The sequence below is a fragment of the Aquabacter sp. L1I39 genome (assembly GCF_017742835.1).
In the GTDB taxonomy this organism is placed as follows: domain Bacteria; phylum Pseudomonadota; class Alphaproteobacteria; order Rhizobiales; family Xanthobacteraceae; genus L1I39.
The window spans coordinates 1,038,110-1,050,771 of sequence record NZ_CP072392.1 but is presented as its reverse complement, the minus strand read 5'-3'; the positions used below and the strand labels follow the sequence as shown (position 1 = coordinate 1,050,771).

Annotated in this window: 13 protein-coding genes; 2 read left to right on the top strand and 11 right to left on the bottom strand. The window is 66.9% G+C overall.

From position 1 onward, the window contains the following. Nucleotides 1-21: 21 nt before the first annotated feature. A complete protein-coding gene (locus J5J86_RS04610) occupies nt 22-1,482 on the bottom strand; it encodes a nitrilase-related carbon-nitrogen hydrolase (protein ID WP_209103713.1) in 1,461 nt (486 codons plus the stop codon). Between the two features lie 113 nt (nt 1,483-1,595). Then, nucleotides 1,596-1,961, bottom strand: coding sequence for a winged helix-turn-helix transcriptional regulator (locus tag J5J86_RS04605; protein ID WP_209103712.1), 366 nt, complete (start codon nt 1,959-1,961; stop codon nt 1,596-1,598). A gap of 123 nt (nt 1,962-2,084) precedes the next feature. On the opposite strand from J5J86_RS04605, the gene J5J86_RS04600 reads away from it, so the two are divergent. Further along, on the top strand, nt 2,085-2,807 hold the full coding sequence (locus tag J5J86_RS04600) for an alpha/beta hydrolase (protein WP_209103711.1): 723 nt from the start codon (nt 2,085-2,087) through the stop codon (nt 2,805-2,807). A gap of 107 nt (nt 2,808-2,914) precedes the next feature. Then, nucleotides 2,915-3,928: a zinc-binding alcohol dehydrogenase family protein gene (locus J5J86_RS04595; protein WP_209103710.1), complete on the top strand. Its 1,014-nt coding sequence runs from the start codon at nt 2,915-2,917 to the stop codon at nt 3,926-3,928. Nucleotides 3,929-3,994: 66 nt separating this feature from the next. Here the strand turns inward: J5J86_RS04595 and J5J86_RS04590 are convergent, their stop codons facing one another. The 9 genes from J5J86_RS04590 to J5J86_RS04550 form a co-directional block, all read right to left on the bottom strand. Next, complete coding sequence (locus tag J5J86_RS04590; protein ID WP_209103709.1) at nt 3,995-5,035, bottom strand: sulfate/molybdate ABC transporter ATP-binding protein; 1,041 nt, start codon at nt 5,033-5,035, stop codon at nt 3,995-3,997. Continuing rightward, entirely contained in the window at nt 5,032-5,904 is an 873-nt protein-coding gene (gene cysW, locus J5J86_RS04585) for a sulfate ABC transporter permease subunit CysW (protein ID WP_247658417.1), read from the bottom strand. Before cysW ends, J5J86_RS04590 begins: the two co-directional genes overlap by 4 nt. Nucleotides 5,905-5,951: 47 nt before the next feature. Continuing rightward, nucleotides 5,952-6,812 carry a sulfate ABC transporter permease subunit CysT gene (cysT, locus tag J5J86_RS04580; protein WP_209103708.1) on the bottom strand — a complete coding sequence of 287 codons (861 nt, stop codon included), beginning with the start codon at nt 6,810-6,812 and terminating at the stop codon, nt 5,952-5,954. 85 nt (nt 6,813-6,897) lie between these two features. Then, a complete protein-coding gene (locus tag J5J86_RS04575) occupies nt 6,898-7,923 on the bottom strand; it encodes a sulfate ABC transporter substrate-binding protein (protein ID WP_209103707.1) in 1,026 nt (341 codons plus the stop codon). Between the two features lie 378 nt (nt 7,924-8,301). Then, the gene (locus tag J5J86_RS04570) at nt 8,302-9,027 is read right to left on the bottom strand and encodes a phosphoadenylyl-sulfate reductase (RefSeq protein WP_209103706.1); all 726 of its coding nucleotides are present in this window, start codon (nt 9,025-9,027) and stop codon (nt 8,302-8,304) included. 5 nt (nt 9,028-9,032) lie between these two features. Next, complete coding sequence (locus J5J86_RS04565; RefSeq protein ID WP_209103705.1) at nt 9,033-9,533, bottom strand: DUF934 domain-containing protein; 501 nt, start codon at nt 9,531-9,533, stop codon at nt 9,033-9,035. Beyond that, nucleotides 9,520-11,172, bottom strand: coding sequence for a nitrite/sulfite reductase (locus J5J86_RS04560; RefSeq protein ID WP_209103704.1), 1,653 nt, complete (start codon nt 11,170-11,172; stop codon nt 9,520-9,522). Before J5J86_RS04560 ends, J5J86_RS04565 begins: the two co-directional genes overlap by 14 nt. A gap of 22 nt (nt 11,173-11,194) precedes the next feature. Then, nucleotides 11,195-11,506 (bottom strand): DUF2849 domain-containing protein, encoded by a 312-nt coding sequence (locus J5J86_RS04555; RefSeq protein ID WP_209103703.1) that lies wholly within the window; start codon nt 11,504-11,506, stop codon nt 11,195-11,197. A 176-nt stretch (nt 11,507-11,682) separates the two neighbouring features. Next, on the bottom strand, nt 11,683-12,612 hold the full coding sequence (locus J5J86_RS04550) for an NAD(P)H-dependent flavin oxidoreductase (protein ID WP_209103702.1): 930 nt from the start codon (nt 12,610-12,612) through the stop codon (nt 11,683-11,685). Nucleotides 12,613-12,662 lie beyond the last annotated feature (50 nt).

Genomic DNA, 12,662 nt, shown 5'->3' with positions numbered 1-12,662 from the left:
AAGCTCTTCTTTTCGTTGGGATCAGGCCGGCCCGAGGCGCGGGACGGCGGAAGGAGCCGCGGAAAAGGCGGCAAGTGTCAGGCGCGGCCCGGGAATGCCGGGCAGAGCGGGGGGCGCTTCGGGCGCGGGCCAGCCCTCAAGGCTGAGCCGCTCCGGCCCCTTGGCCCCGACGGGACGGGCGCCCGATCGCCAGGCGAGAAGGCATGAAATCTCGTCCGGGCTGAGGTCCTTGACCGGATTGAACGCGCCAGTCGGCAGGAGGACTGGCGCGGGTGCGGCTTCATTTCCCCGCGGCGCGGGCAGCAGCGGCACCAGGTGGAGCGCTTCGGCCATCAGGGCCAGTGCCGGCAGACGCAGCGCCTCTGGCGAGGGGGTGGACGCTTTCAGAGAGGCGAGCATGGCGGCGAGCCCGTCGGCGAAGGGCGCGCCGTCCAGCGGCACCAGTGTCAGGCCCAGCGCACCGGCAAGGCGCAAGGCGGCGGGGGAGGCCGTCTCCATGGGGCTGCTGAGCACCGCGGTCAGCTTGTCCGCCCCCACCGCATCGAGCGCCAGCACAGCGGAGAGGCCACCATCGCAAACCTCGCTGAAATCCAGGAGGATGCCGGTTCGGCCGCTGGCATGCACCAGATCGCGCAGGGCAAGGAGGCTCGCCTCATAATCGGCCGCATCGCCTTCAGTGCGCTGGGCGAAGGGGGCCTCCAGGCACCGCCATCCGCTCTCGAATCGCTGCCAGCTGGTCATGCGCACGCGCGGCTGGAAGCTCGGAAACTGCATGGGCAGCGAGCGGTTGGCGTTCAGCGCCAGCGAACCGCCCTCGAACACCCATTCCCCCGCGCCGCCCACCGCATTCACATGGAGCAGCGGCAGGTCGCATTCCACCACCCGCGCCACGATGCGGCTGAGGCGCGCATCGGCCCCTTCCCGGCAATAGGGTGCGGCATCGGGCACGATGAGGAGTTCCGCGCCGGTCTCTGCGAGGCATTCGGGAACGTCCGGCGTGTCCAGGTCCGCGCCGATGGGCACGCCGATGCGCACACCCTTCACTGACAGGGGGCCAGGCATGGGGCCGGGCGAGAAGCGATCCGCCTCCACGGCGCCGCCGCGCGGGGAGAGGTCCACTTTGTGGCGGGTCGCCGCCACCTGGCCGTCGGCGATGAGAAGCACGCTGTTGAACAGCCGCTCCCCGTCCCGCCAGGGCGTCCCCACCAGCACCGCCGGCCCGCTGGCGCTTTCGCCCGCGAGGCGCTCCACCGCGGCGGCACAGGCTTCGATGACCGCAGGGGCGCAGGCGGCGCCGATGAAGGGGGCGCCGGACAGATAAAGCTCGGGAAAGACGATGAGGTCCGCCTCCTGCCGTCCCGCTTCATCCCGCGCGGCGCGCAGGGCGGCGAGATTGGCGGCGACATCGCCATGGATGCTCGCCGCCTGGGCGACGGCGATGCGCAGGCTGTCGGCGGGCAAGGCGGGGGGTGGCGCTGGCATGGGCTTTGGCTGGTCACGGTCTCTGGGGAGATGAAAGACTCACGCTTTCGTCGCCCCTGCTTTAGAGGGCGTTGCCACCAGAGGGAAGCACCAAGGCGGCGGGCGGCATGCCCTCATTCGGCAGCCAGAGGGAAGGTCGCCTCGGCCGTGCGGGCGGCGATCCGTCCCGCTCCCCAGCGCGCCAGCCCCTCGATGACGCCCCGCAGGCTTTCGCCGGTGGGGCTGAGCGCATAGCTCACCTGGGGCGGGACGGTGGGGACCACCTTGCGCGTGAGGATGCCGTCCGCCTCAAGTTCCCGCAATGCCTTGGTGAGGATGCGCTGGGTGACATGGCCCATGGCGCGCCGCAGCTCGGAATGGCGCTTCTCGCCCGCCAGGAGGTGGAACAGGATCGATCCCTTCCACTTCCCGCCGATCATCTCCAAGGCCACTTCCACCGGGCAGCCGGCGCAGTCGAGCGCTGCGTGGCGCTTGGCCATCACGTGCCTCCTACATAGGACGTTCGGGTCGGAACCATAGTGGCCTGCGCGGCCGCCGTCATCCGGTGGACACGTCTCTGGTGCGGCGTATATCGTATTTCAAAACAGGAAACGCCCCGCGCCATGCTGGACCCCTATCTCGCCGGCCATCTGGACTTCATGCCCGGCGCCGACGCGCCCATCCTGCCCCCTTTGGAGCCCGGCCGTTACGGAATGGGCCTGTTCGCCGAGCGCGACGCTCAGCTTGTGGTTCCGCCGGGCCTTGAGCCGGATCGGCCGGTGCCCCTGATGGTGCTCTTTCATGGCGGTGGCGGCAGCGCGCAGAAGATCCTGCCCATGATGGAGCAGCATGCCGCCACCAAGGGGTTCCTTCTGCTGGTGCCCCAGTCCCAATTCCCCACCTGGGACCTGGTGATCGCCGGCAACGGGCCGGACCGGGAACGGCTCGATACCGCGCTCGACGCAGTGGCCGCCCGTTTTCCCATCGATCCGTCACGCGTGTGCTTTGCCGGCCATTCCGATGGCGGCAGCTATGCCTTGTCGCTGGGTCTGACCAACGGGCAGTTCGTCACGCACATCATCGTGTCCTCGGCGGGCTTCATGTCGGTGCAGCGGCAGAGCGGGGCGCCCCGCATCTTCATGTCCCACGGGGTGAATGACGAGCAGATCCCCATCGACCGCAGCGCGCGGGCCCACGCGGCCTTGCTGCGTGAGGCGGGCTATGACCTGACCTATATGGAATATAATGGTCCCCACGCCTATCAGCCGCCCGTGGTGGCGCTGGCGGTGGACTTCTTCCTGGCACCGGCGTCGGCCCGCAGGGGAGCCGTTCCCGTTCCATCTTGAGGGCCGGCGGCCGCAGCCGAGCAGGGCGGGCACGAAAATGTGCCGTCTTGCGGCGCGGCTGGAAGTTCTGAAATTGGCGGCATATCGATCCGTTTCGGAGACCCATCATGAAGGCTGTCGGCTACGTCCAGTCCCTTCCCATCGATGATCCGCAGTCCCTGTTCGATTTCGAGGCGCCCACCCCGGTGCCCGGCCCGCGCGATGTGCTGGTGCGGGTGAAGGCCATTTCGGTCAATCCCGTCGACACCAAGGTGCGCATGCGCCGCCAGGGCACGGCCGAGACGCCGGTCATCCTGGGTTGGGACGCGGCCGGCATCGTCGAGGCCGTGGGCGAGATGGTAACCCTCTTCCGCCCCGGCGACGAGGTCTACTATGCCGGCTCCATCGCCCGGCCCGGGACCAATAGCGAACTGCACACGGTGGACGAGCGCATCGTCGCCCTGAAGCCGAAGTCGCTGTCTTTCGCGCAGGCGGCCGCCTTGCCGCTGACCGCCATCACCGCCTGGGAAGGGCTGTTCGACCGCCTTCGTGTTCCGGTCGGGAAGGGCGGCGCCGGCGGCGCGCTGCTCATCATCGGCGCGGCCGGCGGGGTGGGCTCGATCGCCGTGCAGCTGGCGCGGCGACTGACCCCCTATACGGTGATCGGCACCGCCTCCCGGCCGGAGAGCGAGAAATGGGTGCGGGAACTGGGCGCCCATCATGTGATCGACCATTCCCGCCCCTTGAGCGAGGGCCTGAAGGCCATCGGCATTCCCCAGGTGGAGGCGGTCTATGCCCTCACTAACACCGACAAGCATTGGGCCGAGATCGCCGCAAGCCTGAAGCCTCAGGGCGCGGTGTGCGTCATCGACGATCCCGGACCGTTGGACATTGCGCTCCTGAAGCAGAAGGCAGCCACCTTCGTGTGGGAATTCATGTTCACCCGCTCGCTGTTCGAGACGCCGGACATGGAGGCGCAGCACCGCCTCTTGAGTGAAGTGGCCGCCCTGGTGGACGAGAGGCTGGTGCGCACCACGCTCGGCGCGCATTTCGGCGCCATCAGCGCGGAAAACCTGCGCCGGGCCCATGCGGCCCTGGAGAGCGGGCGGAGCGTGGGCAAGGTGGTGCTGGAGGGCTGGTGAGGGAAGACCGGTGGGGCGGCTCGGCGAAGCCGCCCCGACTTCGGATACAAGACCGAACGCCGGCCCTCAGGCGTGCGCGAAGACCCGGTAGCGGCGGGGCACGAGGCCGATCTCGCTGCCCACGGGCAAGGTATCGCCATGGGGCACCGCCGCTTCTACGACCACGTTGCCCCCGTTGATCTGGATGTCCGCCCGCCGCGTGGGGCCGAAGGTGCGCACGCCCAGCACCTTGCCGGAAATGGGCGCCTCGCCGGCGGTGGCCAGTTCCACGTCATGGGGCCGGGCAAGAATGCGGGCGGGGCCGGAGGTGACGCCCTGCGGGTCGAGCCGAACGGGCCGGTCGCCCACGAACAGGGTGCCATCCCGCACATCCGCCGGCACGGAGAGGCTTTCGCCGATGAAGTCGTGCACGAAGGCGGTGGCCGGGCTGTCATAGACCTCGGCCGGCGTGCCCACTTGCTCAATGCGCCCGCGTCCCATCACCACCACCGTGTCGGCCAGTTCCAGCGCCTCTTCCTGGTCATGGGTGACGAGCACGGACGTGACCGGCAGTTCCTCGTGCAATTGCCTCAGCCAGCGGCGCAATTCCTTACGCACCTTGGCGTCGAGGGCGCCGAAGGGCTCGTCCAAGAGGAGCACGCGCGGGGAGATGGCGAGCGCGCGGGCGAGTGCCACGCGCTGGCGCTGGCCGCCGGACAACTGGCCGGGATAGCGATCCGCCAGCCAGTCGATCTGCACCAGGGACAAGAGCTCGTTCACCCGCTCCCGGATCTTGGCCTCGGGCAGCTTGTTGGCGCCCTTGCGCACGCGCAGGCCGAAGGCAACGTTCTCGAACACGCTCATATGGCGGAACAGTGCATAATGCTGGAACACGAAGCCCACATTGCGCTCGCCCACGGGGCGGGAGAGCGCATCCTGCCCGTCGAACCGCACCTCGCCGCTGTCGGGCCAGTCGAGCCCGGCAATGATGCGCAAAAGCGTGGTCTTGCCGGAGCCCGAAGGCCCGAGAAGCGCGACCAGCTCGCCGCCCGGAATGTGCAGGCTCACATGGTCCAGCGCCTTGAAGGCTTTGAACTGCTTGGTGACATTGACGACGTCGATGCTCATCGGTGGTCCTCCGCGAGCCGGCTTTCCAAGATGGTCTTGGCGATGAGGGTGACGAGCGCCAGCAGGGCCAGGAGCGAGGCAACCGCGAAGGAGGCGACGAACTGGTACTCGTTATAGAGAATCTCGATGTGCAGCGGCATGGTGTTGGTGAGCCCGCGGATGTGACCGGACACGACCGACACTGCGCCGAACTCGCCCATGGCCCGAGCGTTGCACAGAAGCACGCCGTAGAGCAGGGCCCATTTCACGTTCGGCAAGGTGACGCGGAAGAAGGTCGACAGGCCCGACGCCCCGAGCGAGAGGGCCGCCTCCTCCTCCGCCGTTCCCTGTTCCTGCATCAGCGGGATCAGCTCGCGCGCCACGAACGGGAAGGTGACGAAGATGGTGGCGAGCACGATGCCCGGCAGCGCGAAGACGATCTTCACGTCCCAGGCCTGAAGCTGCGGCCCCAGCAGCCCCTGCGCGCCGAACAGCAGCACATAGACAAGGCCTGCCACCACCGGGGAGACCGAGAAGGGCAGATCGATGAGGCTGATAAGCAGGCTCTTGCCGGGAAAGTCGAACTTGGTGATGGCCCAGGAGGCCATCAGGCCAAAGATGAGGTTCGCCACCACGGAAATGACTGCCACAAGGAGGGTCAGCTTTATGGCGGCGAGCGCGTCCGGGTCGATGATGGCCGTCACATAGGCGCTCCAGCCCCGCCGGAACGCCTCGTAGAACACGTTCACCAGCGGCAGGCCGATGAACAGGAAGAGAAAGCCAAGGGCGATGGCGGTGAGCGCGATCCGCACCGCCCGCGGCTCCGTGCGCACCGGCTTGTGGCCGGTCGAGGCTCGCGCGGCGTCCGCCCGCACCAAGCCGGTGGGCAGGCCCTCTGAGGTGGGGAGTTCGGCCACGGCGACGTCGGACCGCGAGGTCAATGGTCCCTCCCGCGGGATTCGGTCCAGCGCTGCAGCGCGTTGATGACCAGGAGAAGGGCGAAGGACGCGAGCAACATCACGCAGGCAATGGCCGTGGCATCCGCGTAGCGGAACTCCTCCAGGCGGATCACGATGAGGAGCGGCGCCACTTCCGAAATGCCCGGCAGATTGCCGGCGATGAAGATGACCGAGCCATATTCGCCCACCGCCCGCGCGAAGGCGAGGGCAAAGCCCGTCAGCAGCGCCGGCAGCAGGGAGGGCAGCACCACCCGCCACAAGGTCTGCACCCGGTCCGCCCCAAGGCTGGCGGAGGCTTCCTCCAGCTCCTGGTCGAGATCCTCCAACACCGGCTGCACCGTGCGCACCACGAAGGGCAGGCCGATGAAGATGAGGGCCACGAGGATGCCCAGCGGCGTGAACGACACCTTGATGCCCAGCGGGGTCAACAGGCCGCCGATCCAGCCGTTCTCGGCATAAAGCGTGGTCAGCGCGATGCCGGCCACCGCGGTGGGCAGGGCGAAGGGAATGTCGACGATGGCATCCACCACCCGCTTCGGCGGGAAGTCATAGCGCACCAGCACCCAGACCACGATGGAGCCGAACACCAGGTTGATGGCCGCCGCCGCCAGCGAGAGGCCAAAGGAGATTTGCAGCGCGTGCAGCGTGCGGGCGCTGGTGACGATGGCGATGAAGCGCTCGAACGAGATTTCGGACGTCTTGATGAACAGCGCGGAGAGCGGCAGCAGCACGATGAGGTACAGCCACGTCAGCGTCAGGCCCATGGTGAGGCCGAAGCCCGGAATGACGGTCTTTCTGCGCCGGGAAAAGAAGGTGGAAGATGCTGCCGCGGTCGCCATCTTTGTCCTTGCGGGCTCTGGAAGGGCCTGCTGTGCAGGCGATCAAAAGGGGCGCCCCCGCCCGTGGAAGGGCAGGGGCGATCCGTCAGTTGGCGTAGATCTGGTCGAAGATGCCGCCGTCGCCGAAATGGATCTTCTGGGCCTTGGACCAGCCTCCGAAGACCTGGTCGATGGTGAAGAGTTCCACCGGCGCGAACTTGTCCTTGAACTTGGCGGCGACCGCCTCGTTCCGGGGGCGGTAATAGTGGTTGGCGGCCAGTTCCTGGCCCTCGGGAGTGTAGAGGAACTTGAGATAGGCTTCCGAAATGTCCCGGGTGCCGCGCTTGTCCACCACCTTGTCCACCACCGTCACCGGCGGCTCGGCCAGGATGGAGAGGGAGGGAGTGACGATGTCGAACTTGTCCGGCCCGAGCTCGTTGACGGACAGATAGGCCTCGTTCTCCCAGGCGATCAGCACGTCGCCGATGCCGCGCTCCACGAAGGTGACGGTGGAACCGCGCGCGCCGGTGTCGAGCACGGGGGCATTCTTGAACAAGGCGGTGACGAAGGCCTTGGCTTTCGCCTCGTCGCCGCCGTTCTTCTTGAGCGCATAGCCCCAGGCGGCCAGATAATTCCAGCGCGCACCGCCGGAGGTCTTCGGGTTCGGCGTCACCACCTTGATGCCCGGCTTCACCAAGTCGTCCCAGTCCTTGATGTTCTTCGGGTTTCCCTTGCGCACCAGGAAGACGATGGTGGAGGTGTAGGGCGAGGAATTGTCGGGCAGGCGCTTCTGCCAGTCGGCGGCGATGAGGCCGCGCTCGGCGATGGCATCGATGTCGTAGGCGAGGGCGAAGGTCACCACGTCCGCCTCCAGGCCGTCAATCACTGACCGCGCCTGCTTGCCGGAGCCGCCATGGGACTGGCGGATGCTGACGGTGTCGCCGGGATGGCTGGCCGCCCACTTCGCCGCGAAGGCCTTGTTGATGTCCACATAAAGCTCGCGGGTGGGGTCGTAGGAGACGTTGAGCAGCGTCGTCTCGGCGGCCATTCCGCCGACCGGAGCGAGGAGGCCGGCCGAGAGCCCAAGGGCCAGCGCCGTCCGGGCGAGCCGCTGAAGGAGGGGGGCGGGCATGCGAAAACTCCTGTCGTTTCAAGGCGTCTGGCGCCTGAGGAACCGTATGCCAGCGACGATGGCAGCGGGTTTTGCTAGCGTCAATAATTAAATCCATAAATTTAGTATAAAAATAAACCTACTGTAATTATTTGTGAAATTGAGCCCAACGCAAGCGTCGGCGCCCTCCCAAATCGCCCGGCCCTTGCCGCGAAAGGCGATTGGAAAGCGTGAATGAGGATCTGTGCGAAGTCCGTTTTGGGCCCGGAGGCGCGCGCACCATCAGCGGCCCCGCGCGCAGCAAAGACCGGCGGAGCAGAAGCTCACGCCGGTGCGTCATGCCACGCCTTTTGCGGCGGGTGGCTGATCAATTGGGGAGCGCGCCGTCGCTGGGCGTCTTCAAGCGACGTGGATGCCGCACTCGGTCTTGGCGGAGCCGCGCCAGCGGCCGGCCCGCGGGTCCTCGCCCGGGCGCACCCGGCTGGTGCAGGGCATGCAGCCGATGGAGGCGAAGCCATGCGCCTTCAGGGGATGCTGGGGCAGATTGTGGGCACTCATCCAGCCGATGATTTCCGCCGCACCGAGCGCGGCCAGCGGGTTGAACTTCACCCGCGCGCCGTCCGCCTCCACCGTGCGGATGGCGGCGCGGGTGGCGGACTGGAAGCGCTTGCGGCCGTTCACCCACGCCGTGAACGGGGCCAGGGCCCTCTGCAAGGGCTCGGTCTTACGCAGAGCGCAGCAGGCGTCGGGCGCCTCCGCCCAGAGGTCCGTCTCGGGGTCCCGCGCCGCAAGGGCCCTGGCGTCAGGTGCTACCGAGCGCACGTCGGTCAGCCCGAGAAGGGCGGTGAGCGTGTCGCGATAGGCCAGTGTCTCGGGGAAATTGTGACCGGTATCCAGGAAGATCACGGGGATGGTGGGATCCACCTGCGCCGCCATGTGCAGGAGAACGGCCGATTCCGTTCCGAAGGACGAGACAATGGCGAGGCCATCGCCAAACGTGCTGCGCGCCGCCCCGAGAATCTCCAGCGGCGAGGCATCGCGCAGGCGCGCATCGAGCGCGTCTGCCAGCGGTCCTGAGGCGGCGAGGCTTTCGCCGTCGGGAATGGAGGTGAGGGCGATGGTCATGGCCGTCAGGCGCCTTGGAGGGGCCGCCGGCGCAGGTCGAGCGCGATCGCGCGGCCATCGCCGGTGGGCTGGTAGAAGACCGAATAGGTGGCGAGCGCAGAGGCGAAGGCCCCTACATCGGAGGGTTTGTCGATCTCGAAGGCGTCGAAGCCGCAGCGGGCCATCAGCAGGATCTGGTCGCGCAGGACGTTCCCGCTGGCCCTGAGCTCGCCGCCATACCGCAGTCGCTCGCGCAGGAGGCGGGCCTGGCTATAGGCACGCCCGTCGCGGAACTTGGGAAAGCTCAGCACCACCACCGACAAGGCGTCGATGAAGGGCGCGAGCGTCGTGACGTCCGCGTCGTTCGAGACCGCAACGCCCACCGGGCGATTGCCGCCGAGAAGGGTCTCGTGCTCGGCAAGCAACCGGCTCAGGGGCACGATCACCGGCCCTTCGGGCAAGGCGCTCTGCGCATCGGTGTGCGTGAAGGCATCGGGCACCACGGCCCCGTTCTTAACGAGAGGCATAGGCGCGCTCCTTGAAGGGTTCGATGCCCAGGCGCTGGACCACCGAGACGAACGGTTCCGCCGGGCCGGAGCGCAGCTCCAGATAGGTGTCGACGAGACGCTCCACCACATCCACCACCTCGGTTTCCGACACCGCCGGGCCGAGCAGTTCGCCCAGCCGGGCCTTGTGGTTGCCCTTGCCGCCGAGGGTGATCTGATAGAATTCCTCGTCCTTCTTCTCGACGCCGAGAATGCCGATATGGCCCACATGGTGGTGGCCGCAGGCATTGATGCAGCCGGAAATGTTGACGTGCATGCGGCCGATCTCGCCGGCCCTTGCCTCGTCCGCGAAGCGCTCGGACAGGCGCTGGGCGAGCGGAATGGAGCGGGTATTGGCCAGCGAGCAATAATCAAGGCCCGGGCAGGCGATGATGTCGGAGATCAGGCCCACATTGGGGGTCGCAAGGCCGAGGTCCTTCAGCGCCCGCCACAACTCGGGAAGATCCTTCTGGCGCACATGGGGCAGCGTCAGGTTCTGCTCGTGCGCCACCCGGATCTCGCCATAGCCGAAGCGGTCGGCAAGGTCGGCAATGCCGTCCATCTGCTCGGCCGTGGCATCGCCGGGAGGTCCGCCCACCGGCTTCAGCGAGACGGTGACGATGGCATGGCCGGGCACCTTGTGCGCGGTCACTGCATTCTCGTACCAGCGCCGGAAATCGGCGTCCGCCTTGGCCGCTTCGAGGGCGGCGGGGGCGTTCGCGAGGGGCTCGAAATCGGGCGTGCGGAAGCGGTCGCGGATGGTGTCGAGGGCGGCCTCGTCGAGCCGCAGGGCGCCGTCGCGGATCTGCGCCCACTCCTCCTCCACGCGGCGGGAGAACTCCTGCGTCCCCACCTCGTGCACCTGGATCTTGATGCGGGCCTTGTAGATGTTGTCGCGCCGGCCGCCGGAATTATAGACCCGCAGGATCGCTTCCAGATAGGAGAGCAGGTCTTCCTTGGGCAGGAAGTCTCGGATGGTCTTGCCGATGAAAGGGGTGCGCCCCAGCCCGCCGCCGACAATGACTTCAAAGCCAGTCTGGCCGTCCCGCTTGTGCAGCCGCAGGCCGATATCGTGCACGCGGATGGCGGCCCGGTCATGCTTGGCGGCGGTGATGGCGATCTTGAATTTGCGGGGCAGATAGGTGAATTCCGGGTGCAGGGTCGACCACTGGCGGATCACCTCCGCATAGAGGCGGGGATCCTCGATCTCCTCCACCGTCGCCCCAGCCCAGGGATCGGTGGTGGTGTTGCGGATGCAGTTGCCGGAGGTCTGGAGGCCGTGCATGCCGGCCTTGGCCAGGTCGTCCATGGCATCGGGCAGTTCGTCGAGCTTGATCCAATTGAACTGGATGTTCTGCCGCGTGGTGAAGTGGCCATAGCCGCGGTCATAGGTCCGCGCCACATGAGCCAATGCGCGCATCTGGTCCGACGACAGGGTGCCGTAGGGAATGGCGATGCGCAGCATATAAGCGTGGAGCTGGAGATAGACCCCGTTCATGAGGCGAAGCGGCTTGAACTCCTCCTCATTGAGCGCGCCCGAAAGGCGGCGCTCCACCTGCTCGCGAAACTCGCGGACCCGGTCCTGGAGGAATGCGCGGTCGAACTCGTCATAGACATACATGATGGGGTTCCGGTCCCGCGGCTCAGGCGGAGTGTGAAAAGGCGATGGTGGGACCGGAGACCCGGATGCGTTCCCGCAGATTGCCCGGGCGGATGTCGTCCCCTTCGGTCGCCACCCGCGCGGGGTAGGCGCCCACGGCCGTGTTTTCATCCGCATTCGCGACATTCAAAAGACGGAGCGCTGCGTCCGAAGTGTTCACCACGGCTGCGTCCGCGAGCCGCGTGGACCAGGCATGGTCCTCGGTCAGCCACACCACCACGCCATCAGCGAGCCGGTTGGCGGTGATGACCGTTGGGCCTGTGATCTTCAGCTTCTGCTGGAGCGGGGACGTCATGCTGCCGGCTTTCCGATAAATCACGTCATATATATGTTGATATGGAATTCATATCCAAATGAAAGTAGAATATTTGAACCCGATGTTCAATGTCAAAAAATGCACGTAATTAATGTGAAATAAGCCGGCAAGAAAGGCCGCCCGCCATCGTCGGCGGGCGGCCGGGACGGTTGCGCTCACAAGCGTGCGGCGGCGCTCTTGGCGGCTTCGAATTCGGCGATCAGGCGCTGGCAAAGCTCTGCGGTGGGGGGCGTGTCGAGCACCGAACCGACCCCTTGGCCGGCCGACCAGACGTTCTTCCACGCCCGTGCCTCGTGATTTAGGTCGAGGGTGGCATGGTCCGGCAGGGCATTGGGATTAAGACCTGCCGCAACGATGGAGGGGGTCAGGAAGTTGGCGTTCACGCCGGAAATGGAGGGCGTGTAGAGGATATCGGCGGCGCGCGCCTCCATCAGCATGGCCTTGTAGCCGTCCGGCGCCGCGCTCTCGCGCGTGGCGATGAAGCGGGTGCCGAGATAGGCGAGGTCTGCCCCCAGAAGGCGGGCGGCGGCCACATGGGCGCCCGTGGACATGGCGCCCGACAGCAGAATGGTCCCTGAAAAGATGGCGCGGATCTCCGGCACCAGGGCGAAGGGGCTGAGCGTCCCCGCATGTCCGCCGGCTCCGGCGCATACGGCGATGATGCCGTCCACCCCCGCTTCCGCCGCCTTTTCCGCATGGCGGCGGTTGATGACGTCATGGAACACCAGCCCGCCATAGGAATGCACCGCCTTAACCACGTCCGGCACGGCGCCGAGCGAAGTGATGACCAGCGGCACCTTGCGGTCCACCGTCACCTTCAGGTCGGCCTCCAGTCGGGTGTTGGAACGGTGGACGATGAGATTGACGCCGAACGGCGCGGCATCCGGCGCATCCGCGAGGCGGCCATTGATCTCGTCGAGCCAATCCGCATAGCCCTCGGTGCTGCGCTGGTTGAGGGCGGGGAAGGTGCCCAACAGGCCGCTGCGACAGGTTTCCACGACCAGGTCCGGATTCGAGACCAGGAACATGGGGGCGGCGACGATGGGCGCCTTCAGGCGTCCTTCAAGCTGGGCCGGCAAGGGCATGGGCGTTGGTCCTCCAGTCATTGTTGGGCTGACCTTGGAGGTCCGGCGCG